The organism is Pseudomonas sp. B21-035 (assembly GCF_024748945.1).
Lineage (GTDB): Bacteria > Pseudomonadota > Gammaproteobacteria > Pseudomonadales > Pseudomonadaceae > Aquipseudomonas.
In genome coordinates, this window is the sequence record NZ_CP087179.1 from 5,011,262 (window position 1) to 5,034,944 (window position 23,683).

The following is a 23,683-nucleotide window of genomic DNA, read 5'->3' on the forward strand; positions in this document are numbered from 1 at the left end:
CATTTGCGCCAATAATAAGTCCAAGCCGCAGCGCCCTAACCTTTGAGGCCAGCATGTATATCTATCGTTTGGTCCTGCTTCTGGTCGTGGGGATCTACCTGTTCTCCCCGGCCATCATGGACTGGTGGATCGAGCCAACCGGAGCCTGGTATCGCCCTTACCTGCTCTGGCTGATCCTGATCGTCGTGACCTTTATCCTGCAGAGCCAACGTGATGCCGATGAGCTTTAGCCTGACCCAGATGATCCTGATCAGCGCCGCCTACCTGCTGGTGCTGTTCGGCGTGGCCTGGGTCAGCGAACGCGGGATGATCCCGCGCTCGATCATCCGCCACCCGCTGACCTACACCCTGTCGCTGGGCGTCTATGCCAGTGCCTGGGCCTTTTATGGCTCGGTGGGCCTGGCCTACCAATACGGCTACGGCTTTCTCGCCTGTTACCTGGGGGTGTCCGGGGCCTTTCTGCTGGCACCGGTGCTGCTGTACCCGATCCTGAAGATCACCCGCACTTACCAATTGTCGTCGCTGGCCGACCTGATCGCCTTCCGCTTTCGCAGTACCTGGGCCGGGGCGCTGACCACCATCTTCATGTTGATCGGCGTGCTGCCGCTGCTGGCCCTGCAGATCCAGGCGGTGGCCGACTCGATCAGCATTCTGACCGGCGAACCGGTCAAGGCGCGGGTCGCCTTTGCCTTTTGCGCATTGATCACCCTGTTCACCATTTTCTTCGGTTCGCGGCACATCGCTACCCGGGAGAAACACGAGGGCCTGGTGTTCGCCATTGCCTTCGAATCGGTGATCAAGCTGCTGGCCCTCGGCGGCATTGGCCTGTATGCGCTGTACGGCGTGTTTGGCGGCCCGCATGAGCTGGAAGTCTGGCTGCTGCAGAACCAGACCGCCCTCGCCGCCCTGCACACCCCCTTGCAGGAAGGCCCATGGCGCACGCTGCTGCTGGTGTTCTTCGCCTCGGCCATCGTCATGCCGCACATGTACCACATGGCCTTTACCGAAAACCTCAACCCGCGCTCGCTGGTCAGCGCCAGTTGGGGCCTGCCGCTGTTCCTGCTGCTGATGAGCCTGGCGGTGCCATTGATTCTCTGGGCCGGCCTGAAAATGGGCGCCAGCACCAGCCCGGAATACTTCACCCTGGGCCTGGGCATCGCCGCCAACAACCAGGCACTGGCGCTATTGGCCTATATCGGTGGGCTCTCGGCCTCCAGCGGGCTGATCATCGTCACCACCCTGGCGCTTTCGGGCATGGCCCTCAACCACCTGGTGCTGCCGCTGTACCAGCCACCGGCCGAGGGCAACATCTACCGCTGGCTGAAATGGACCCGGCGGGCGCTGATCGTCGCCATCATCGCCGCCGGTTTCGGCTTCTACCTGACCCTGGGCAGCCAGCAGGACCTGGCCAACCTCGGCATCGTCGCCTTCGTCGCCACCTTGCAGTTCCTGCCGGGCGTGCTCTCGGTGCTGTACTGGCCGACCGCCAACCGCCGCGGCTTCATTGCCGGCCTGCTGGCGGGGATCCTGGTGTGGATGGTGACCATGCTGTTGCCGCTGGTGGGCAACCTGCAAGGCTTCTACATCCCGCTGCTGAACATGATCTATGTGCTCGACGACACCAGTTGGCACATGGCTGCGATCGCCTCGCTGGCCGCCAACGTGCTGCTGTTTACCCTGATCTCGCTGTTCACCAACGCCAGCAGTGAAGAAGTCAGCGCCGCCGAGGCCTGCGCGGTGGATAACGTGCGCCGCCCGCAGCGCCGTGAGCTGCACGCGGCCTCGCCGCAGGAATTCGCCACGCAACTGGCCAAGCCGCTAGGTGCCAAGGCTGCGCAGAAGGAAGTGGAACAGGCCCTGCGCGACCTCTACCTGCCGTTCGACGAGCGCCGCCCGTATGCCCTGCGCCGCCTGCGCGACCGCATCGAGGCCAACCTGTCGGGGCTGATGGGCCCGAGTGTGGCCCAGGACATGGTCGAGACCTTCCTGCCCTACAAGTCCGGTAACGAAAACTACGTGACCGAAGACATCCACTTCATCGAAAGCCGTCTGGAAGACTACCACTCGCGCCTGACCGGCCTTGCCGCCGAGCTCGATGCCCTGCGCCGTTACCACCGCCAGACCCTGCAGGAGTTGCCGATGGGCGTCTGCTCGCTGGCCAAGGACCAGGAGATCCTGATGTGGAACAAGGCCATGGAAGAGCTCACCGGCATCCCCGCCAAGCGCGTGGTCGGCTCGCGCCTGACCACCATTGCCGACCCCTGGCGCGGCCTGCTTTTGGGCTTCATCAACGTGCCCGACGAACACTTGCACAAACAACGCCTGGGCCTCGATGGCCAGACCCGCTGGCTGAACCTGCACAAGGCGGCCATCGACGAGCCACTGGCACCGGGTAACAGCGGCCTGGTGCTGCTGGTTGAAGACCTCACCGAAACCCAGGCCCTGGAAGACAAGCTGGTGCACTCCGAGCGCCTGGCCAGCATCGGCCGCCTGGCTGCCGGGGTGGCCCACGAGATCGGCAACCCGGTCACCGGTATCGCCTGCCTTGCGCAGAACCTGCGCGAAGAGCGCGAAGAGGACGGCGAGATCACCGAGCTGAGCAGCCAGATCCTGGAGCAGACCAAACGCATCTCGCGCATCGTCCAGTCGCTGATGAGCTTTGCCCATGCCGGCAGCCACCAGCACAGCGACGAGCCGGTGTGCCTGGCCGAAGTGGCCCAGGACGCCATCGGTCTGCTGGCCTTGAACCGGCGCAATTTCGAAGTACAGTTCTTCAACCTGTGCGACCCGGACCACTGGGTCGAGGGCGACCCGCAACGCCTGGCCCAGGTGCTGATCAACCTGCTGTCCAACGCCCGCGACGCCTCCCCGCCCGGCAGTGCCGTGCGGGTCAAGAGCGAAGCCAGCGAGCATACCGTCGACCTGATCGTCGAGGACGAAGGCAGCGGCATCCCGAAAAACATCATGGATCGTCTGTTCGAACCCTTCTTCACCACCAAGGACCCGGGCGAAGGCACCGGACTGGGGCTTGCTCTGGTCTATTCCATCGTGGAAGAGCATTATGGACAAATCACCATCGACAGCCCGGCCGATAGCCAGAGCCAACGCGGCACCCGGATCCGAGTGACCCTGCCGCGCCATGTCGTAGCGACGTCCGCTGTGAACTGAGACCGTCGAGAGAATTGAATCAATGCCGCATATTCTGATCGTCGAAGACGAAACCATCATCCGCTCGGCGTTGCGCCGACTGCTCGAGCGCAACCAGTACCAGGTCAGCGAGGCCGGCTCGGTGCAGGAAGCCCAGGAACGCTTCAGCATTGCGACCTTCGACCTGATTGTCAGCGACCTGCGCCTGCCCGGCGCACCGGGCACCGAACTGATCAAGCTCGGCCAGGGCACGCCGGTGCTGATCATGACCAGCTACGCCAGCCTGCGCTCTGCCGTCGACTCGATGAAAATGGGCGCGGTGGACTACATCGCCAAGCCGTTCGATCACGACGAAATGCTCCAGGCCGTGGCGCGCATCCTGCGTGACCGGCAGAACGCGCCGGCCGCCCCGGCCGAGCGCGGCAACGGCAAGGCGGTGCCCGGCGACAAGGCGGCCAGCACTGCAGCCAACGGCGAGATCGGCATCATCGGTTCCTGCCCGCCGATGCAGGACCTGTACGGCAAGATCCGCAAGGTTGCGCCAACCGATTCCAATGTATTGATCCAGGGCGAGTCGGGTACCGGTAAAGAGCTGGTGGCCCGCGCCCTGCACAACCTCTCGCGGCGCGCCAAGGCGCCGATGATCTCGGTGAACTGCGCGGCGATTCCCGAGACCCTGATCGAATCGGAACTGTTCGGCCACGAGAAAGGCGCCTTTACCGGTGCCAGCGCCGGTCGTGCCGGCCTGGTCGAAGCCGCCGATGGCGGTACGCTGTTCCTCGACGAAATCGGCGAACTACCGCTCGAAGCCCAGGCCCGCCTGTTGCGCGTGCTGCAGGAAGGCGAGATTCGCCGGGTCGGCTCGGTGCAATCGCAAAAGGTCGATGTGCGCCTGATTGCCGCGACCCACCGCGACCTTAAGAACCTGGCCAAGGTCGGCCAGTTCCGCGAAGACCTTTACTACCGCCTGCACGTCATCGCCCTCAAGTTGCCCGCCCTGCGCGAGCGGGGCGCCGACGTCAACGAGATCGCCAATGCCTTCCTCGCTCGCCAGAGTGCGCGCGTGGGGCGTAACGACCTGCGCTTTGGCCACGACGCCGAGCAGGCGATCCGGCATTACTCCTGGCCAGGTAACGTGCGCGAGCTGGAAAACGCCGTGGAGCGTGCGGTAATCCTCTGCGAGAGCCCGGAAATTTCCGCCGACCTGCTGGGCATCGACATCGAACTGAGCGATCTGGAAGACGACGATCCGTTTGCCAGCCTGCCGGGTACCGGCAGCAATGCCAGCAACACCAGCCACGAGCCGACTGAAGACCTGTCGCTGGAGGACTACTTCCAGCATTTCGTCCTCGAGCACCAGGACCACATGACCGAGACCGAGCTTGCACGCAAACTCGGAGTCAGTCGCAAGTGCCTGTGGGAACGTCGTCAGCGCCTGGGTATCCCGCGGCGCAAGAGCGGGGCCACCAGCGAAGGCTGAGGCGTTTCAGCAGTTTTCGACGGTGGGCGGCGGTAACACTGTCACCTTGCGACAAACTGTTACCGCAGCACGAAGTCGTAACAAAAACCGGGGCTTACGGTAACGAAGCCCCGGTTTTTTTTCGCCCCGCGAACCCCGCAAAACCGCTCCAAGCCCTTGTTTTACTGGGCTTTGCAAAAGTTGGCACGGCACCTGCTATATGTTTGGTACAAGAACAATAACAAGCACTGCAAAAGACAATAAAAATAAGACGAATCGGCTCACGCACAATAAGAACAAGACGGCGGAGGCGCAGCTAACTGATTCTTTTGGAGAGGAGTTGTATTTGGGGCTTGCCCCACAACCAGGCAGAGAACAATAAAAACTGCACTCAAGCAGGGCCTGAACTGGTTGGATCGCATGATCATTGCAACCTCAGCGACCAAAGCAATCCGTTTGCTCTTGATCCCGGTTAGGGAGACCGCCCACAAGCTTTTTTTGTGGGCAGGGCACTCAACAAAAACAAGAAGCCCGGCAAAAAAACAATAAGAGCACGCAACTACTTCTTGGGGAGCTTCGGCTCCCCTTGTAGTTTCTGCCGCCCCAGCCTGCCCGCGCGTCGTCCGACGCGACCGCCTACACCATCCACCGAGTAAATGCTAGAATCCCCGCCCATCATGCGGCCATTCTTCGTTTTTGGCCGAACATTCCTTCAAACAGTGCATCCCATGCTGAAGAAGCTGTTCCAGTCATTCCGTCCTACCGTGCGTGGCCAGCACCATATCCGCACCACGCCCGAAGTGATCAATAGTGGTCAACATTCGCTGCAACGTGGCCAGTTCAGCCGCCACGCGGTGAACATCGTCGAGCGCCTGCAAAACGCTGGCTACCAGGCCTACCTGGTCGGTGGCTGCGTACGCGACCAGCTCCTGGGCATCACCCCCAAGGACTTCGACGTCGCCACCAGCGCCACCCCTGAACAGGTCCGCGGCGAATTTCGTAACGCCCGTATCATCGGTCGCCGTTTCAAGCTGGTTCACATCCATTTCGGCCGTGAAATCATCGAAGTCGCCACCTTCCGCGCCAACCACCCGGAAAGCGAAGAAGAGAACAGCCACACCTCGTCGCGTAACGAGAGTGGGCGAATTTTGCGCGACAACGTCTACGGCACCCTGGAAGAAGACGCCCAACGCCGCGACTTCACCATCAACGCCCTGTATTACGATCCGGTCAGCGAGCGCATCCTCGACTACGCCAACGGCGTACACGACATCCGCAACCGCCTGATCCGCCTGATCGGCGACCCGACCCAGCGCTACCAGGAAGACCCGGTGCGCATGCTGCGTGCTGTGCGTTTCGCCGCCAAGCTCAACTTCGGTATCGAGAAGCACACCGTGCAGCCGATTCGCCAACTGGCGCCGATGCTGCGCGAGATCCCGGCGGCGCGCCTGTTCGAAGAATCGCTCAAGCTGTTCCTCTCCGGGCAGGCTGCCGACACCTTTGAAATGCTCGTCGACCTGGAGTTGTTCAACCCGCTGTTCCCGGCCAGTGCCGAAGCGCTCGAAGAACACCCGACCTACACCCATACCCTGATCAGCCAGGCTTTGATCAACACCGACCTGCGCGTCAAGCAGGGCAAGCCGGTGACTCCGGCCTTCCTGTTCGCCGCGATGCTCTGGCCAGCCCTGCCGGGTCGCGCCCTGCGCCTGCAGAGCCGTGGCATGCCACCGATCCCGGCGATGAACGAAGCCGCCCACGAGCTGATCGCCGAACAATGCCAGCGCATTGCGATCCCCAAGCGCTTCACCATGCCGATCCGCGAGATCTGGGACATGCAGGAGCGCCTGCCACGGCGCAGCGGCAAGCGTGCCGACCTGTTGCTCGACAACCCGCGTTTCCGCGCCGGTTACGACTTCCTGCTGCTGCGTGAAAGCGCGGGCGAAGAAACCGATGGCCTCGGCCAATGGTGGACCGACTACCAGGACTGCAACGACAGCGAGCGCCGCGACATGATTCGTGAGCTCGGCAGCCGTGACGAAGGCGCCGGTGCCGGCCCGCGCAAACGCAAGCGCAGCCCGAGCAAACGCAAGCGCGCCGACGGCGCTGCAGGCGAGTAACCGATGGTCCGCGCCTTCATTGGCCTGGGCAGCAACCTGGCCGATCCCGAGCAGCAATTGCGCAGCGCCGTCGAGGCGCTGGGGCAGTTGCATGAAAGCGCCCTGGCCGGGGTTTCGGCTTTCTACAGCAGCGAATCGCTATCGCCCGGGCAGCCGCGCTACACCAACGCCGTGGCAGCGCTGGATACCGCCCTCGCGCCGCTTGAGCTGCTCGATGCGCTGCAGGCCATTGAGGCCGATCAGGGCCGCGAGCGCAAAGAGCGCTGGGGCCCGCGCACCCTCGACCTGGATATCCTGCTGTACGGCGACCAGGTCATCGATGTGCCACGCCTGAAAGTGCCGCATTACCACATGCAGGCGCGACCGTTCGTCCTCTACCCGCTGGCCGAGCTGGTACCCGAAGACTTCTGCCTGGCCGATCAAAGGCCCCTGTCCCAATTACTGGCAGATTGCCCGTTCGTCGGCCTCGAGCGCCTGTAGCCGGGCGCTCCCCCAGCCGGTAACGCCCGTAACAGCGCATTAGTAACAATGCGGTAACAGGGTAATTGACTTCAGCCCCCTCGCTCACGACTATAGGCGTCCCGTGGCGCCCCGAGCGTCGCAAAAAGGCGTATATAGGCCTGGAACAGGTCGTAATTCAAACACCACGATCGATGATGTGCTGTTCCAGAAGATGAATACACGCGTTGTACGCAGTCGTTTTTCACAGCGCCTGAACGAGGATTCCTTTTCATGCCAGAAGTAACCCTGACCACCCTGCAGAGCCTCAAGGCCAAGGGTGAGAAAATAACCATGCTGACCTGCTACGACGCGACCTTTGCCCAGGCCGCCAGCCGTGCCGGCGTGGAAGTATTGCTGGTGGGTGACTCCCTGGGCATGGTCCTCCAGGGCCATGACAGCACCTTGCCAGTAACCAATGCCGAGATGGCCTATCACACTGCCTGCGTCAAACGCGGCAACGAAGGTGCGCTGATTCTTGCCGACCTGCCGTTCATGGCCTGCGCCACCACCGAGCAGGCGTTCGCCAACAGCGGCGCGCTGATGCAAGCCGGCGCGCACATGGTCAAGGTCGAAGGCGCCGCCTGGCTGGCGGAGACCATCCGCCTGCTGGCCGAACGTGGCGTGCCGGTGTGCGCGCACATGGGCCTGACCCCGCAAACCGTGAACATCCTCGGTGGCTACAAGGTCCAGGGCCGCCAGGAAAACCAGGCCCGGCAGATGCGTGCCGACGCCATCGCCCTGGAGCAAGCCGGCGCGGCCATGTTGCTGCTCGAGTGCGTGCCGACCGAACTTGCCGCCGAAATCACCCAGGCGGTGAGCATTCCGGTCATCGGTATTGGTGCCGGTAGCGCCACCGACGGCCAGGTCCTGGTGCTGCACGACATGCTCGGCCTGTCGCTGACCGGCCGGGTACCGAAGTTCGTGAAGAACTTCATGGCCGGCCAGAGCGACATTCAAGGTGCGCTCAAGGCTTATGTAACCGCCGTCAAGGAAGTCAGCTTCCCCGCCAGCGAACACGGGTTCAGTGCATGAATACAGTCAAGACCGTCCTCGAACTGCGCGCCGCCGTGGCGCGGGCGCGCAGTGAGGGCAAACGCATCGGCTTCGTGCCGACCATGGGCAACCTGCACAGCGGCCATGCCGCGCTGGTGACCAAGGCCGCGCAACGGGTCGACTTCGTCGTCGCCAGCATCTTCGTCAACCCGCTGCAGTTCGGCCCCAGCGAAGACCTCGACAAGTACCCGCGGACCCTCGCCGCCGACCAGGAGAAACTGCTCCAGGCCGGCTGCCACCTGCTGTTCGCCCCCACGGTCGAAGAAATGTACCCCGACGGCATGGCCGGGCAGACCCGGGTCAGCGTCCCGCAGCTGTCAGACGGGCTCTGTGGTGCCAGCCGTCCAGGCCACTTTGAAGGCGTGGCGACGGTGGTCAGCAAGCTGTTCAACATGGTCCAGCCGGACCTGGCGGTATTTGGCCAGAAAGACTTCCAGCAACTGGCGGTAATCCGCGCGCTGGTGCGCGACCTGAACATGCCGATCCAGATCATCGGCGAGCCGACCGTGCGCGCCGAAGACGGCCTGGCGCTGTCGTCGCGCAACGGTTACCTGAGCAACGAGCAGCGCGCCACGGCGCCAGCGCTGTATCGCCTGCTGAGCCAGATGGCCGCCGCCATCGAGCAAGGCGAACGCGACTACCCGGCGCTTATCGCCAACGGCCAGCAGCAACTGGCTGCAGCAGGCTTTCGCCCGGACTACCTGGAAGTCCGCCAGGCCCTGAGCCTGCGCCCGGCGACGCCTGAAGACCGCGATCTGGTGATCCTGGTAGCCGCCTTCCTCGGCGCTACCCGCCTGATCGACAACCTGCACCTGAACCTTGACGACAAGTAACCCGGTCGCCCGCTGAGCTGCCTCTCCCTGTAACGCAGGCTGCATGCCTATAATTGGCATCAGCCTGCAAACGGGGCGCTGTTTTCAGTGTCCAAGGCAGTTCACGCAATAAGGAAACCTGCAGCGATGGCGTATTACCGCACCCCTCATGATGTTACCGCCCTGCCCGCCTGGCAGGCGCTCCAGCAACACCGCGAAGCCATGCAGGACTTCAGCATGCGCGACGCATTCACTGCCGAGCCAAAGCGCTTCGAAGAATTCTCCCTGAGCACCTGCGGGCTGTTCCTCGACTACTCGAAAAACCTGATCAACGCCCAGACCCGCGAGCTGCTGGTGGGCCTGGCCAACGAGGTCGGTCTGCAAGAGGCCATCAAGGGCCTGTTCGCCGGCGAAATCCTTAACGCCTCCGAAGGCCGCCCGGCCCTGCATACCGCCCTCCGCCGCCCGGTGGGCGACAAGCTGAGCGTCAACGGCGTCAACGTGATGCCCGAGGTGCACAAGGTCCTCAACCAGGTGACCGAGCTGGTTGGCCGCATCCATGATGGCCTGTGGCGCGGCTACAGCGAGAAGCCGATCACCGACGTGGTCAACATCGGCATCGGTGGCTCGTTCCTCGGCCCCGAGCTGGTCTCCGAAGCCCTGCTGCCTTACGCCCAGCGCGGCGTGCGCTGCCATTACCTGGCGAACATCGACGGCAGCGAGTTCCACGAGCTGTCGGCCAAGCTGCGCGCCGAAACCACGTTGTTCATCGTCTCGTCGAAATCGTTCAACACCCTTGAAACCCTGAAGAACGCCCAGGCCGCCCGCGCCTGGTACCTGGCCCAGGGTGGCTCGGAAGCCGAGCTGTACAAGCACTTCATCGCTGTTTCCAGCAACAAGGCCGCCGCCGTGGCCTTCGGCATCCGTGAAGAAAACATTTTCCCGATGTGGGACTGGGTCGGCGGGCGTTACTCGCTGTGGTCAGCCATCGGCTTGCCGATTGCGCTGGCCATCGGTACCGCCAACTTCAAGGAACTGCTGTCCGGTGCCTACACCATGGACCAGCACTTCCAGAACGCGCCGTTCGAACAGAACATGCCGGTGCTGCTGGCCTTGCTCGGCGTGTGGTACGGCAACTTCTGGGGCGCGCAAAGCCACGCGATCCTGCCGTACGACCACTACCTGCGTAACATCACCAAGCACCTGCAGCAGCTGGACATGGAATCCAACGGCAAGAGCGTCCGCCAGGACGGCACGCCGGTCAACCACGACACCGGCCCGGTCATCTGGGGCGGCGTGGGTTGCAACGGCCAGCATGCCTACCACCAGTTGCTGCATCAGGGCACCCAGCTGATTCCGGCCGACTTCATCGTCCCGGTGGTCAGCTTCAACCCGGTCGCCGACCATCACCAGTGGCTGTACGCCAACTGCCTGTCGCAGAGCCAGGCGCTGATGCTGGGCAAGACCCGCAGCGAAGCCGAAGCCGAGCTGCGTGACAAAGGCATGGCCGAAGCCGAGATCCAGAAGCTGGCACCGCACAAGGTGATTCCGGGCAACCGCCCGAGCAATACCCTGGTGGTCGAGCGCATCAGCCCACGGCGTCTTGGCGCACTGGTGGCGATGTACGAGCACAAGGTATTCGTGCAAAGCGTCATCTGGGGTATCAACGCCTTCGACCAGTGGGGCGTGGAGCTGGGCAAGGAGCTCGGCAAGGGCGTCTACCAGCGCCTGACCGGCGGCATTGAAGAGCCTGCCGAAGACGCCTCGACCCAGGGCCTGATCAACTTCTTCCGCAGCCGTCACCGCGGTTGACCGCCCGCGCTGCCCCTGGCCGAACGAACACGGCCGGGGGCAGCGGCTACACTGTCCTGACAAAAACAATCCGTCAGAACAGGACCCCGCCATGTTCGATATCAGCGACTTTCCCCAAGCCGATGCCGTCAGCAGAGCGGCGCAACTGAGCCAGGCCGACTACCAGCGCCTGTACCGCCAGTCCATCGACGACCCGGATACCTTCTGGTGCGAACAGGCCAAGGCCCTGGACTGGATCAAGCCCTGGAGCCAGGTCCAGCAGAGCGACATGAAGACCGGCCAGGCCGCCTGGTTCAAGGGCGCGCAACTCAATGTCAGCTACAACTGCATCGATCGTCACCTGGCCACCCGGGGCGATCGACCGGCGATCATTCGCGAAGGCGACAACCCTGCCGACTCCAGCGTCATCACCTACCGCGAACTGCACCAGCAGGTCTGCCGCCTGGCCAACGTACTCAAGCAGCGCGGGGTGAAAAAAGGCGACCGGGTGTGCATCTACATGCCCATGGTCCCGGAGGCGGCCTACGCCATGCTCGCCTGCAGCCGTATTGGCGCCATTCACTCGGTGGTGTTCGGTGGCTTTTCGCCGGATGCCCTGCGTGACCGGATTCTCGACGCCGACTGTCGCACGCTGATCACCGCCGATGAAGGCGTGCGCGGCGGCAAGAGCGTGGCGCTGAAGCACAACGTCGACAAGGCCCTGCTCAGTTGCCCGGATGTCAGTACGGTGGTGGTGATCAAGCGTACTGGCGGCAAGATCGACTGGAGCGAAGGCCGCGATCTCTGGTACCACGAAGCGATCAAGCAGGTCAGCGATAACTGCCCACCCGAGCCGATGGACGCCGAAGACCCGCTGTTCATCCTCTATACCTCCGGCAGCACCGGCAAACCCAAGGGCGTACTGCACACCACCGCCGGCTACCTGCTGCAGGCAGCGCTGACCTTCAAGACCGTGTTCGATTACCGCGAGGGCGAGGTGTTCTGGTGCACCGCCGATGTCGGCTGGGTGACCGGCCACAGCTATATCGTCTACGGGCCGCTGGCCAACGGTGCAATTACCCTGATGTTCGAAGGCGTGCCCAACTACCCCGATGCCTCGCGCTTCTGGCAGGTGGTCGACAAGCACCAGGTCAATATCTTCTACACCGCGCCCACCGCCCTGCGCGCGCTGATGCGCGAAGGCCAGGGCCCGTTGGCGGGCACCTCGCGCAAGAGCCTGCGCCTGCTCGGCAGCGTCGGAGAGCCAATCAACCCGGAAGCCTGGGAATGGTACTTCGAGGCCGTAGGCGAAAAGCGCTGCCCGATCGTCGACACCTGGTGGCAGACCGAAACCGGCGGCATCATGATCAGCCCGCTGGTGGGCACCCGGCGAATCAAGCCCGGGTGCGCCACCCAGCCGCTGTTCGGCGTGCAACCGGTGTTGCTGGACGAAAAAGGCAAGCTGATCGAAGGCCCCGGCAGCGGCATGCTGGCGATCAAGGCCAGCTGGCCTGGGCAGATCCGCGGCGTGTACGGCGATCCCCAGCGGATGATCGATACCTACTTCAAGCCGCTGCCGGGCTATTACTTCACCGGCGACGGTGCGCGCCGCGACGCAGACGGCGACCTGTGGATAACCGGGCGCATCGATGACGTGATCAACGTCTCCGGGCACCGGATCGGCACCGCCGAGGTGGAAAGCGCTCTGGTACTGCACGACAGCATCGCCGAAGCGGCCGTTGTCGGGTACCCTCACGATCTCAAGGGCCAAGGCATCTATGCCTTTGTCACGCCCATGAACGGTGTGACCCCGGACGACAGCCTCAAGCAGCAGCTGCTGGCCCTGGTCAGCAAAGAGATTGGCAGCTTCGCCAAACCCGAGCTGATCCAGTGGGCGCCGGCACTGCCCAAGACCCGTTCGGGCAAGATCATGCGGCGTATCCTGCGCAAGATCGCCTGCAACGAGCTCGACAGCCTCGGCGATACCTCGACCCTGGCCGACCCGAGCGTGGTCCAGGGCCTGATCGACAAACGCCTGAACACTTAAGCGGCAGCGCTGATCGGCTGCCTTGAACACAAGGTAACCATGGAAGCGATTCGCCGCCGTATCGAAACCCAGGTAATGAGCCTGACCGGCTTGTCCCTGGGTCAGCTCGACCTGGAAAACCCCAAGGGCGACCCCGGCCTGTTCGGCCCGGACAGCCTCAGCTGGCGTGTGCACGGCGACTTCCCGAGCATGCTGATCGGCGGCATCAGTGCCCTGCTCCTGCAGTTGCTGCACCCGCTGGCGCTGGCTGGCGTATGGGATCATTCCAACTTTCGCCAGGACCTGCTCGGCCGCTTGCGCCGCACCAGCCAGTTCATCTCCGGCACCACCTTTGGTTCGAGCCGGGATGCCAACTGGCTGATCGAAAAAGTGCGCACCATTCACCTGCAGGTGGTCGGCAGCGCTGCCGATGGCCGGCCCTATGCCGCCAGCGACCCGGACCTGCTGACCTGGGTGCATGTGGCCGAGGTCAGCAGCTTTCTTGCCGCCCACATGCGCTACCGCAACCCGCAGATGCCGGTCACCGAACAGGACGCCTACTACGCCGAGATCGCCCTGATCGCCGAGCGCCTGGGCGCACGCAACGTGCCGCGCTCACGCCAGCAAATTGCCGACTACCTGCAGGCCATGCGCCCGCAACTGCTGTGCGACGCGCGCAGCCATGAAGTGGTGCAGGTGCTGCTCGACGCGCCGGCGCCCAGCCGCTTGGCGCAACCGGTCGGCGCCTTGATGCTGCGCGCCGGTATCGACCTGCTGCCGGAATGGGCCAGCGCGATGCTCGAGCTGGGCCAGAACCCGCTGCAACGCCGATTGATTCGCCTGGGCATCCACAGCACTGCTCCGGTGCTGCACTGGGCCATGCGCGACGGCTCGGCCCATCGCGCCCGGCGACGTATGGGAATCGCCTGAGCGGTACGCCAATAGCCCTCGCCCGCTCATCTATGCCACCATGCCGGTCTATCCAGGCCCTGGGGCCTGAACCGTTCTGACGCCAAATCCAATAAGAGTGAGGACCCGCGCCATGCAAGATGTCGTAATCGTTGCCGCCACCCGTACTGCTGTCGGGAGCTACCAGGGGGCGCTGGCCAACATTCCTGCCGTCGACCTCGGCGCTGCGGTGATCCGCCAGTTGCTGACCCAGACCGGCATCGATGCCGAACTGGTCGATGAAGTCATCCTCGGCCAGGTACTGACCGCCGGTGCCGGGCAGAACCCGGCGCGTCAGGCCGCGATCAAGGCCGGCCTGCCCCACGCGGTACCGGCCATGACCCTGAACAAGGTCTGCGGCTCGGGCCTCAAGGCCCTGCACCTGGCGACCCAGGCAATTCGCTGCGGCGATGCCGAGGTGATCATCGCCGGCGGCCAGGAAAACATGAGCCTGGCCAACTACGTCATGCCGGGTGCCCGTACCGGCCTACGCATGGGCCACAGCACACTGATCGACAGCATGATCAGCGACGGCCTGTGGGATGCGTTCAACGACTACCACATGGGCATCACCGCCGAGAACCTGGTGGAAAAATACGGCATCAGCCGGGAAGAACAGGACGCCTTCGCCGCCGCCTCGCAGCAGAAAGCCGCCGCAGCCATCGAAGCCCGGCGCTTCGTCGACGAAATCACCCCGATCCTGATTCCGCAGCGCAAGGGCGAGCCGGTAGCCTTCGCCACCGACGAGCAACCCCGCGCCGGCACTACCGCCGAGTCGCTGGGCAAGCTCAAGCCGGCGTTCAAGAAAGACGGCACGGTAACAGCCGGTAACGCCTCGTCGCTCAACGACGGTGCGGCAGCGGTACTGCTGATGAGTGCGGCCAAGGCGCAACAGCTGGGCCTGCCGATCCTGGCGCGGATCAAGGCCTACGCCAACGCCGGGGTTGATCCGGCGATCATGGGCATCGGCCCGGTCAGCGCCACCCGCCGCTGCCTGGACAAGGCCGGCTGGCAGTTGAGCGACCTCGATCTGATCGAGGCCAACGAAGCCTTTGCCGCCCAGGCCCTGTCGGTGGGCAAGGAGCTGGGCTGGGACGCCAGCAAGGTCAACGTCAATGGCGGCGCGATTGCCCTGGGGCACCCGATTGGCGCCTCGGGTTGCCGGGTGCTGGTAACTTTGCTGCACGAAATGATCAAGCGTGACGTCAGCAAAGGCCTGGCGACCCTGTGCATCGGCGGTGGTCAGGGCGTGGCCCTGGCGATCGAGCGCTGATCACTGCGGGAGGGGCTGCAACGGCCCCTCCCCTGGCCTGAACTGATAAACTGCACGTCCGCAAACCAAGGCCACGTGCATGTCCCTCTTGAATCAGGCGCTGCGCGCCGCCCTCGACGCCCGCCAGGGCCTTCTCGCCGAACTGCATGCCCAGGGCACCGACTGCTATCGCCTGTTCCATGGCAGCCAGGAAGGCGCCAGCGGCCTGACCATCGACCGCTATGGCCCGCAGTTGCTGGTGCAAAGCTTCCACCAAAGCCTTGAGACCGGCGCCTTGCTGGAGCTGCACGCGGCGGTGCAAGCGCACCTGGGCCTGGAACTGCTGTTGGTCTACAACGACCGCTCCCAGGGCAACAGCCGCATCGATCGTCGCGACCCGGTGTATCAGGCGAGCGAGGCCGCGCTGGCCGATCATGTCGGTCACGAATGGGGCCTGAACTACCGGGTACGTGGCCGCCATGCCGGGCAGGATCCGCTACTGTTCCTCGACCTGCGCAATGCCCGTGGCTGGGTCAAGCAGCACAGTGCCGGCAAAAGCGTGCTCAACCTCTTTGCCTATACCTGCGGCGTCGGCCTCAGCGCCGCAGCGGGCGGCGCGCGCGAGGTGTGCAACCTGGACTTCGCCGAAGGCAACCTGGCGGTCGGCAAGGAGAACGGCGCACTCAACCCGCAACTGTTGCCGATGAGCTTTATCCAGTCCGATTACTTTCCGGCGATCCGCCAGTTCGCCGGCTTGCCGGTCAGCCAGCGTCGCGGCCACAAGCTGCCGCCGTATCCGCGCCTGGAGCAGCGCCAGTTCGACCTGGTGTTCCTCGACCCGCCGGCCTGGGCCAAGAGCGCCTTCGGCACCGTCGACCTGCTGCGCGACTACCAGAGCCTGCTCAAGCCGGCCCTGTTGAGCACCGCCGACGACGGTGTACTGATTTGCTGTAACAACCTGGCCAAGGTCAGTCTCGACGACTGGCGCGAGCAAGTGCTGCGCTGCGCCGAGAAAGCCGGGCGCCCGGTACGCGACTGGCAAGTGCTCAAACCTGCCGGCGACTTTCCGTCGCAGGATGGCCAGCCGCCACTGAAGACCTTGATTCTTCAGCTCTGAAACAAAATTTCGTTAATTTTCGGAGTAGCTTCGGAACCGTTTTTACGTGCCATACTCCAAGCACTCCCGTTCGAGACAGACGACGCCACACATGCCCAAAGGATTGAAACGCGCCCTCGGCGCCATGCTGGCCGCAGTGGCCTTGTACAGCCTGCTAGGCTTTCTGATTCTCCCAGGGGTTGCCCTGCGTATCGCCAACCAGCAACTGGCCAGTTACGCCACGGTGCCGGCGCACCTGCAGCGGATCGAGCTCAACCCGTTCAGCCTCGAACTGACCCTCTGGGGCCTGCAGATCGGCGAGCCGGGCAAAGAGCAGGTCGGCTTCGAACGCCTGTACGCCAACCTGCAAATCAACAGCCTGTGGAGCGGTGCCCTGCACCTGGACAGTGTCGAGCTGGACAAGGCGCGTACCGAGCTGCTGTTCGCCAAGGACGGCAGCCTCAACCTGACGCAACTGTTCAAGCTGCCGCCGAGCGAGCCCAAGCCGCAAGAACCCGCCGGCGATCCGTTCCCGCTGCGCATCGGCAGTATCAAGCTCAGCGAAGGCTACCTGCATTTCCAGGACCTGCGCCCGAGCGAGCCGATCGAGTTTCTCTACGACTCGATGAACCTGGAACTGAAGAACCTCAGCACCCTGCCCGAAGACAGTACCGAAATGACCCTGGTGGCCAATGGTCCGGCGGGCGGGCGCATCGACTGGGCCGGCAACTTCAGCCTGGTACCGATCGCCTCCGAAGGCACCCTGAAGGTCACCGACGGCAAAATGAAAGCTTTCTGGCCTTATGTGCGCGATGCCGTGCCGCTGGTGCTGGAAGAAGGCGTGGTCAGCCTCGATACCCACTACAAGCTGAACCTGTCCAAGGAAACCGAGCTGCTGCTGGACAACACCTCGGTGAGCATCGCACCCTTTGCCATCAAGGCACCGGATGGCCGCCCGCTGGCACGCCTGGCGCGCCTGGATGTCAGCGAAACCTCGATTGACCTGGCCAAGCAGCGGGTCACCGTTGGCAAGATCCGCAGCGAAAAGCTCGAAACCTGGGCGGCAGTAGAGTCCGATGGCCAGCTCGACTGGCAGAAGCTGTTCGCCAGCCAGCCGGCCAAAGCCACGGCCAAAGAGAAAGCCGAACCTGCCGCCGCCGAGCCGGATGCCAAGGAAAAGGCCGCCGCCGAGGCACCGAGCAAGCCATGGCAAGTGCTGCTCAAGGACGTGCAACTGCGCAATTACCAGGTACACCTGGCCGACCGCTCGCAGAAACAACCGGTCGCCCTCGAGGTTGGCCCGCTGAACCTCGACCTGCAGAATTTCGACAGCCTCAACCAGTCGCCCTTCACCCTCAAGCTCGACACCGGTGTCGGCAAGCAAGGCAAGCTGCAGGCGGCCGGTGAGGTCAACCTGGCGCCGGTGAGCGCCAAGCTCAAGGTCAACACCCAGGACATCGACCTGCGTGTCGCCCAGGCCTACATCAGCCCGTACATCCGCCTGGAACTGCGCAGCGGCATGCTCGGCAGCGACCTCAACGTCGACCTCAAGAGCACCGAGCCGCTGGCCTTCAGCATTGACGGCAAGGCCCAGGTCAACCAGCTGCACACCCTGGACACCATCAAGGATCGCGACTTCGTCAAATGGCAGCAACTGAACCTCGACGGTCTGTCGTACCGCCACGGTGACGCCCTGAGCATCGGCAAAGTGACCCTCAAGCAGCCCTACGCGCGCTTCATGATCAACGAAGACCGCACCACCAACGTCGATGACCTGCTGATCCCGCAACCGGCTACCGCGCAGTCCAAGGCGCCGGCCAAAGCCAAGGCGCCTGCGGAAAAACCACTGGGCATCCGTATCGGTGAAATCGATATCAATGACGGTTCGGCCAACTTTGCCGACTTCAGCCTGACCCCGAACTTCGCCACCGCCATCCAGCAGCTCAACGGCCAGATCGGCACCATCGACAACCGTCAGCCGAAACCTGCCAAGGTCGATATCAAGGGCAAGGTCGATCGCTATGCACCGGTGACCATCAAAGGCTCGCTGAACCCCTTCGACCCGATGGCCGCCCTGGACATCGCCACCAGCTTCAAACGCGTCGAGCTGACCACCCTGACGCCTTACTCGGGCAAGTTCGCCGGCTTTCGCATTCGTAAGGGCCGGCTGAACATCGACCTGCACTACGTGATCACCCAAGGCAAGCTCAAGGCCGAGAACAAGGTAGTGGTCGAGCAACTGCAGCTGGGTGAGAAGGTCGACAGCCCGGATGCGGTGGACCTGCCGATTCGCCTGGCAGTGGCCTTGCTCAAGGACACCGACGGCAAGATCTCCATCGAGCTACCGGTGACTGGCGACCTCAATGACCCGCAGTTCAGCGTAATGCCGATTGTCTGGCAGACCCTGCGCAACCTGGTGCTGCGCGCGGCCCAGGCGCCCTTCAAGTTCATCGGCGGGCTGGTCAGCGGCGGCGATTCCCAGGACCTGGGCAACGTCGCCTTTGCCGCTGGCTCCAGCGACCTGGGCCCGGATGCGCAAAGCGCCCTGGACAAGCTGGCGACGGCGCTCAAAGAGCGCCCTGCCTTGCGCCTGGAGATCGAAGGCACCAGCGCCCAGAGCAGCGACGGACCGTTGATTGCCCAGCAGCGCCTGGAGCGTGAGTACCAGAGTACCTACTACAAGATCCTCCAGCGCCGCGGCGACAAGGTGCCAGCCCAGGCCTCCGAGCTGAAGGTGCCGGATGGCGACAAGCCGGCGATGCTTGAAGGCATCTACCGTACCCGCATGAAGAAACAGCCTCCAGCGGAGTGGGAACAACTCGATCGCGAACAGCGCACCACCCAGTTGCGCGATGCCGTGCTCAAGTCCTGGGGCGAAAGCGCCCTGCTGCTGCGTCAGTTGGGTCAGGCCCGGGCCAGCAGTATCAAGGACTACCTGGTAGATAAAGGCCAGCTGGCGGATGACCGGGTGTACTTCGTCGATGCCAGCCTGGGCCAGGCCGAGGCGGATGGCCGAGTGATCTCGCCGCTGCATCTGGACGCGGAATAACCACCTCTTCTTCCCCTCCTTTCCCCAAAAAAGAAGCCCCGGCAACCAGTGCCGGGGCTTTGAGTGACCAAGTCCTTTTGGTCTTTCGCATGAACCTGTAAGGGTCAGCGAGTCGGGACAAACGCCTTAGTTGCTTTTCAGGCCATCAGCCGAGACGGCTTGAACGCCTTTGATTTTTTTGGCGATAGCGACCGCCATGTCTTTCTGCGAATCGGTCACGGCAACCTCGGAAGACAGGGAGACCACGCCTTTGTTGGTTTCGACCTTGATGTCGCTACCCGGAATGCCTTTCTCGGTCATCAGGTCAGCTTTGACCTTGGTGGTGATCCAGGTGTCGGAGGTCGCTTCTTTTGCTTTGGTAACTTCACCAGCAGCAACGGTCAGCGGAGCCTGGGAAGGCTGTTGGGCAAACGCCGCGTTAGCCAGGGTCAGGGTCAGGGCGGTGGCAGTAGCGGCAGCAATAGCGAACTTCTTCATACGAGACACTCCTGTTTTTCGAAAAGTCTGCGCCGTAAGTCCTGGCAGCAGGGGTATGAATACTATTGCAGGGCCTGTGCCAGCTTTTGTGAATAATTTTCTCCTTATAAAATAGTAGCTTATCTAATCAAGCAAAAACCTGGATCGTGCATTTTGCAAGCAGTGGCAAAATCCTGCATGCAAGATGCAAGTCCGCAAGACAATTTCTGCAGGCATAAAAAAAGGACCCCGAGGGGTCCTTTTTCTTAAGCGGCGGTCTTAGACGCCCGATGCCTTGGCAGCGGCAACGTCCTTGATCGACAGCTTGATACGGCCGCGGTTGTCCACGTCCAGTACCAGTACTTCAACTTCCTGGCCTTCTTTGAGGATGTCGGTCACTTTCTCGACGCGAGCATCGCTCAGCATCGAGATGTGAACCAGACCGTCCTTGCCAGGCAGGATGTTGACGAAGGCACCGAAGTCGACGATGCGCTCAACCTTACCGACGTAGATCTTGCCGATCTCGGCCTCGGCAGTGATGCTCAGAACGCGCTGGCGAGCAGCTTCAGCGGCGTCTTTGGTCTCACCGAAGATCTTGATCGAACCGTCGTCTTCGATGTCGATCGAAGCCTTGGTTTCTTCGCAGATGGCACGGATGGTCGCGCCGCCTTTACCGATGACGTCACGGATCTTGTCGGTGTCGATCTTCATGGCGATCATGGTCGGAGCGTTTTCCGACAGTTCGCTACGGGACTGACCAATGATCTGGTTCATCTGGCCGAGGATGTTCAGGCGCGCTTCCAGGGCCTGGCCCAGGGCGATTTCCATGATCTCTTCGGTGATGCCGTTGATCTTGATGTCCATCTGCAGCGCGGTAACACCTTTGGCGGTACCGGCTACCTTGAAGTCCATGTCGCCCAGGTGGTCTTCGTCACCGAGGATGTCGGTCAGAATGGCGAATTTCTCGCCTTCTTTAACCAGGCCCATGGCGATACCGGCAACCGGCGCCTTCATCGGCACACCAGCGTCCATCAGTGCCAGGGATGCACCACAGACCGAAGCCATCGAGCTGGAACCGTTGGATTCGGTGATTTCCGAAACAACGCGGATGGTGTACGGGAACACGTCGGCAGCAGGCAGCATGGCCTGGACCGAACGGCGGGCCAGACGGCCGTGACCGATTTCGCGACGGCCAGCACCGCCCATGCGACCACACTCGCCGACCGAGAACGGCGGGAAGTTGTAGTGCAGCATGAAGGGGTCTTTCTTCTCGCCTTCGAGGGTATCCAGCAGCTGGGCGTCACGGGCAGTACCCAGGGTCGCAACGACCAGGGCCTGGGTTTCGCCACGGGTGAACAGCGCCGAACCGTGGGTCTTTGGCAGTACGCCGACTTCGATGTTCAGCGGACGTACGGTCTTGGTGTCGCGGCCGTCGATACGTGGCTTGCCGTTGACGATGTTTTCGCGAACGGTGCGGTATTCGATTTCGCCGAAGATTTCTTTGACTTCGGAAGCCGAAGGTTGGCCTTCTTCACCGGAGAACTGGGCGATCACTTGCTCGCGCAGTTCGCCCAGGCGAGCGTAACGGTCAGCCTTGACGGTGATGGTGTAGGCGTCGGAAACCGCAGCACCGAATTCGCCACGGATGGCGCTCAGCAGAGGGGTGTTCTCGGCCTTGGCAGTCCAGTCCCAGGTCGGCTTGGCAGCTTCGGCGGCCAGCTCTTTGACAGCCTGGATCACAGCCTGGAATTCGTCGTGGGCGAACAGTACGGCGCCCAGCATCTGGTCTTCGGTCAGCTCTTTGGCTTCCGATTCAACCATCAGTACGGCGTCGGAGGTACCGGCAACGACCATGTCCAGGCTCGAGGCAGCCAGTTGCTCGTAGGTCGGGTTCAGCAGGTAGCCGGTGCTTTCGTGGAAAGCAACGCGAGCGGCGCCGATCGGGCCTTCGAACGGAATGCCGGAGATGGCCAGGGCAGCCGAGGTACCGATCATCGCAGCGATGTCCGGATCGGTCTTCTTGCTGGTGGAAACGACGGTGCAGACAACCTGCACTTCGTTCATGAAGCCTTCCGGGAACAGCGGACGGATCGGACGGTCGATCAGACGCGAGGTCAGGGTCTCTTTCTCGGAAGGACGGCCTTCACGCTTGAAGAAACCACCAGGGATCTTGCCGGCGGCGTAGGTCTTTTCCTGATAGTGAACGGACAGGGGGAAGAAGCCTTTGCCTGGATCGGCCTGTTTGGCACCGACCACGGTCACCAGTACGGTGACATCGTTGTCGACGGTGACCAATACGGCGCCGGACGCTTGACGAGCAATACGGCCCGTCTCGAGGGTAACGGTCGATTGACCGAACTGGAATTTCTTGATTACCGGGTTCACGGTTTCCTACCTTTTTCAGTGGCTCTGGGGGAACGGGTTCTTGCGAATTCTTGGGCAGAACAGGGAATCGGCCCTGTTGGCAGTCCAGATAAAACTAGAGGTTGGGAGCCTGCCCTGCCCTCGCGGTAAACCGCTCAGGCGAGACAGACAGCCAACCTCATAGATAGGCAAGGCGTGCTCACCGACACGGGGGCCAAAGGCTCCGTGCGGTGACTGCAGCACGCCGTGCACACCACTGGCCAGGCCGCTATTAGCGACGCAGACCCAGACGACCGATCAGGGCGCTGTAACGGGTGGTGTCCTTGCCTTTCAGGTAGTCCAGCAGCTTGCGACGCTGGTTAACCATGCGGATCAGACCACGACGGGAGTGGTGGTCTTTGCCGTTGGCCTTGAAGTGGCCTTGCAGCTTGTTGATGTTGGCGGTCAGCAGAGCAACCTGTACTTCCGGGCTACCGGTGTCACCGGCGGCTTGCTGGTATTCGCCAACGATCTTTGCTTTTTCTTCAACGCTGAGTGCCATCTGGCTTCTCCAAATCAAGGGAAACCGAACAAACGGCTTCCAATAGGCCAGGGACTGCTCCCTGTATTCATAAAGTGAGGCGTGACCGTGCCTATTAACAGCCATCCTCTTTACCACCAGTGCCAGGCCTGGGCCTGACACTGAAGGTTTCGATCATTCTGACCGAATCAAGCGACGCGGCGCGATGCGCCCGTCTTCGCTCACTTCACCGATGCCGATGAAGCGACCGTTGTGATCCTGTACCCGGACCATGCCGAACTTCGGCGCGTCGGGGGCTCTGACCGGCTGACCATTGAGCCAGTAGAACGCACTGTGCTCGGAGAACTGCAACAGTGGCCAGTCCAGCAGACCGCTGTCCGATGGCATCAGGAAACGATCGACCGCTTCGTTGCCACCTTCGGCGTGGACCGCTTCGAGTTCTTCGAGGGTCACGGTCTGGGCCAGCTCGAAAGGACCGGCGTGCGTACGACGCAGTTCAGCGACATAGGCTCCGCAACCGAGCACCTCGCCGATGTCCTCGACCAGGGTGCGGATGTAGGTGCCTTTGCTGCAGCCGACCGACAACCGGACACGGGTGCCTTCGCACTCGAGCAATTCCAAGCGGTTAATAGTAACAGAACGCGCCTCGCGCTCCACTACTTCACCTGCACGGGCAAGCTTGTACAGCGGCTGGCCGTCACGCTTGAGGGCCGAGTACATCGGCGGTATCTGACTGATTTGACCACGAAATTGTGGCAAAACCGCTTCGATATCGGCGCGACCAACGGTCACCTCACGGGTTTTCAGCACTTCACCTTCGGCGTCGCCCGTGGTGGTGGTCTGACCCAGTTGCATGACCGTCTCGTAGCCCTTGTCGGAATCGAGCAGGTATTGCGAGAACTTGGTCGCCTCACCGAAGCACAGCGGCAGCACGCCGCTGGCCAGTGGATCGAGGCTGCCGGTGTGCCCGGCCTTTTCGGCATTGAGCAGCCAGCGGACCTTCTGCAGGGCAGCGTTGGAGGTGAACCCCAACGGCTTGTCGAGCAGGATGATGCCGCTGACGTTACGACGGATACGCTTGACCTGAGCCAC

The 23,683-nt window shown here is 62.7% G+C and carries 17 protein-coding genes; 13 read left to right on the top strand and 4 right to left on the bottom strand.

Annotated features, from left to right (window positions below; genetic code table 11):
• Window positions 1-53 precede the first annotated feature (53 nt).
• The 13 genes from LOY22_RS22890 (at window position 54) to LOY22_RS22950 (ending at window position 19,251) form a co-directional block, all read left to right on the top strand.
• Window positions 54-230 (top strand): hypothetical protein, encoded by a 177-nt coding sequence (locus tag LOY22_RS22890; RefSeq protein ID WP_003250005.1) that lies wholly within the window; start codon window positions 54-56, stop codon window positions 228-230.
• Complete coding sequence (locus tag LOY22_RS22895; protein WP_176794212.1) at window positions 214-3,168, top strand: sensor histidine kinase; 2,955 nt, start codon at window positions 214-216, stop codon at window positions 3,166-3,168. The genes LOY22_RS22890 and LOY22_RS22895 overlap by 17 nt, the downstream gene beginning before the upstream one ends.
• Window positions 3,169-3,190: 22 nt before the next feature.
• A complete protein-coding gene (locus LOY22_RS22900; RefSeq protein ID WP_045199702.1) occupies window positions 3,191-4,627 on the top strand; it encodes a sigma-54 dependent transcriptional regulator in 1,437 nt (478 codons plus the stop codon).
• Between the two features lie 707 nt (window positions 4,628-5,334).
• Window positions 5,335-6,723, top strand: coding sequence for a polynucleotide adenylyltransferase PcnB (locus LOY22_RS22905; protein WP_045199703.1), 1,389 nt, complete (start codon window positions 5,335-5,337; stop codon window positions 6,721-6,723).
• A gap of 3 nt (window positions 6,724-6,726) precedes the next feature.
• Entirely contained in the window at window positions 6,727-7,203 is a 477-nt protein-coding gene (gene folK / locus LOY22_RS22910) for a 2-amino-4-hydroxy-6-hydroxymethyldihydropteridine diphosphokinase (RefSeq protein WP_093379337.1), read from the top strand.
• Between the two features lie 252 nt (window positions 7,204-7,455).
• The gene (gene panB / locus LOY22_RS22915) at window positions 7,456-8,256 is read left to right on the top strand and encodes a 3-methyl-2-oxobutanoate hydroxymethyltransferase (protein WP_045199705.1); all 801 of its coding nucleotides are present in this window, start codon (window positions 7,456-7,458) and stop codon (window positions 8,254-8,256) included.
• Window positions 8,253-9,110, top strand: a complete 858-nt coding sequence (gene panC, locus LOY22_RS22920; protein ID WP_045199706.1) for a pantoate--beta-alanine ligase — start codon at window positions 8,253-8,255, stop codon at window positions 9,108-9,110. The genes panB and panC overlap by 4 nt, the downstream gene beginning before the upstream one ends.
• Before the next feature lie 126 nt (window positions 9,111-9,236).
• Complete coding sequence (gene pgi / locus LOY22_RS22925; protein ID WP_045199707.1) at window positions 9,237-10,901, top strand: glucose-6-phosphate isomerase; 1,665 nt, start codon at window positions 9,237-9,239, stop codon at window positions 10,899-10,901.
• Window positions 10,902-10,992: 91 nt separating this feature from the next.
• On the top strand, window positions 10,993-12,927 hold the full coding sequence (gene acs, locus LOY22_RS22930) for an acetate--CoA ligase (protein WP_093379323.1): 1,935 nt from the start codon (window positions 10,993-10,995) through the stop codon (window positions 12,925-12,927).
• 39 nt (window positions 12,928-12,966) lie between these two features.
• Window positions 12,967-13,836 carry an oxygenase MpaB family protein gene (locus LOY22_RS22935; RefSeq protein WP_258594960.1) on the top strand — a complete coding sequence of 290 codons (870 nt, stop codon included), beginning with the start codon at window positions 12,967-12,969 and terminating at the stop codon, window positions 13,834-13,836.
• A gap of 112 nt (window positions 13,837-13,948) precedes the next feature.
• Entirely contained in the window at window positions 13,949-15,127 is a 1,179-nt protein-coding gene (locus tag LOY22_RS22940) for an acetyl-CoA C-acetyltransferase (RefSeq protein WP_093379319.1), read from the top strand.
• 79 nt (window positions 15,128-15,206) lie between these two features.
• Window positions 15,207-16,223 (top strand): class I SAM-dependent rRNA methyltransferase, encoded by a 1,017-nt coding sequence (locus LOY22_RS22945; RefSeq protein ID WP_045199711.1) that lies wholly within the window; start codon window positions 15,207-15,209, stop codon window positions 16,221-16,223.
• Between the two features lie 91 nt (window positions 16,224-16,314).
• Entirely contained in the window at window positions 16,315-19,251 is a 2,937-nt protein-coding gene (locus LOY22_RS22950; RefSeq protein WP_258594962.1) for a DUF748 domain-containing protein, read from the top strand.
• Window positions 19,252-19,377: 126 nt separating this feature from the next.
• Here the strand turns inward: LOY22_RS22950 and LOY22_RS22955 are convergent, their stop codons facing one another.
• The 4 genes from LOY22_RS22955 to truB form a co-directional block, all read right to left on the bottom strand.
• The gene (locus tag LOY22_RS22955; protein ID WP_093379313.1) at window positions 19,378-19,728 is read right to left on the bottom strand and encodes a BON domain-containing protein; all 351 of its coding nucleotides are present in this window, start codon (window positions 19,726-19,728) and stop codon (window positions 19,378-19,380) included.
• A 258-nt stretch (window positions 19,729-19,986) separates the two neighbouring features.
• Window positions 19,987-22,092 carry a polyribonucleotide nucleotidyltransferase gene (gene pnp / locus LOY22_RS22960; RefSeq protein WP_093379310.1) on the bottom strand — a complete coding sequence of 702 codons (2,106 nt, stop codon included), beginning with the start codon at window positions 22,090-22,092 and terminating at the stop codon, window positions 19,987-19,989.
• A gap of 250 nt (window positions 22,093-22,342) precedes the next feature.
• Window positions 22,343-22,612, bottom strand: a complete 270-nt coding sequence (gene rpsO / locus LOY22_RS22965) for a 30S ribosomal protein S15 (RefSeq protein WP_010222985.1) — start codon at window positions 22,610-22,612, stop codon at window positions 22,343-22,345.
• Between the two features lie 153 nt (window positions 22,613-22,765).
• Complete coding sequence (gene truB, locus LOY22_RS22970; protein WP_093379306.1) at window positions 22,766-23,683, bottom strand: tRNA pseudouridine(55) synthase TruB; 918 nt, start codon at window positions 23,681-23,683, stop codon at window positions 22,766-22,768.

Bases quoted from the DNA above. Each gene is read 5' to 3' on its own strand.
- LOY22_RS22950 (WP_258594962.1), top strand. From the start codon at position 16,315: ATGCCCAAAGGATTGAAACGCGCCCTCGGCGCCATGCTGGCCGCAGTG.
- acs (WP_093379323.1), top strand. From the start codon at position 10,993: ATGTTCGATATCAGCGACTTTCCCCAAGCCGATGCCGTCAGCAGAGCG.
- LOY22_RS22935 (WP_258594960.1), top strand. From the start codon at position 12,967: ATGGAAGCGATTCGCCGCCGTATCGAAACCCAGGTAATGAGCCTGACC.
- LOY22_RS22945 (WP_045199711.1), top strand. From the start codon at position 15,207: ATGTCCCTCTTGAATCAGGCGCTGCGCGCCGCCCTCGACGCCCGCCAG.
- LOY22_RS22940 (WP_093379319.1), top strand. From the start codon at position 13,949: ATGCAAGATGTCGTAATCGTTGCCGCCACCCGTACTGCTGTCGGGAGC.
- LOY22_RS22890 (WP_003250005.1), top strand. From the start codon at position 54: ATGTATATCTATCGTTTGGTCCTGCTTCTGGTCGTGGGGATCTACCTG.
- LOY22_RS22955 (WP_093379313.1), bottom strand. From the start codon at position 19,728: ATGAAGAAGTTCGCTATTGCTGCCGCTACTGCCACCGCCCTGACCCTG.
- panB (WP_045199705.1), top strand. From the start codon at position 7,456: ATGCCAGAAGTAACCCTGACCACCCTGCAGAGCCTCAAGGCCAAGGGT.
- LOY22_RS22905 (WP_045199703.1), top strand. From the start codon at position 5,335: ATGCTGAAGAAGCTGTTCCAGTCATTCCGTCCTACCGTGCGTGGCCAG.
- LOY22_RS22900 (WP_045199702.1), top strand. From the start codon at position 3,191: ATGCCGCATATTCTGATCGTCGAAGACGAAACCATCATCCGCTCGGCG.
- LOY22_RS22895 (WP_176794212.1), top strand. From the start codon at position 214: ATGCCGATGAGCTTTAGCCTGACCCAGATGATCCTGATCAGCGCCGCC.
- folK (WP_093379337.1), top strand. From the start codon at position 6,727: ATGGTCCGCGCCTTCATTGGCCTGGGCAGCAACCTGGCCGATCCCGAG.
- pgi (WP_045199707.1), top strand. From the start codon at position 9,237: ATGGCGTATTACCGCACCCCTCATGATGTTACCGCCCTGCCCGCCTGG.
- rpsO (WP_010222985.1), bottom strand. From the start codon at position 22,612: ATGGCACTCAGCGTTGAAGAAAAAGCAAAGATCGTTGGCGAATACCAG.
- panC (WP_045199706.1), top strand. From the start codon at position 8,253: ATGAATACAGTCAAGACCGTCCTCGAACTGCGCGCCGCCGTGGCGCGG.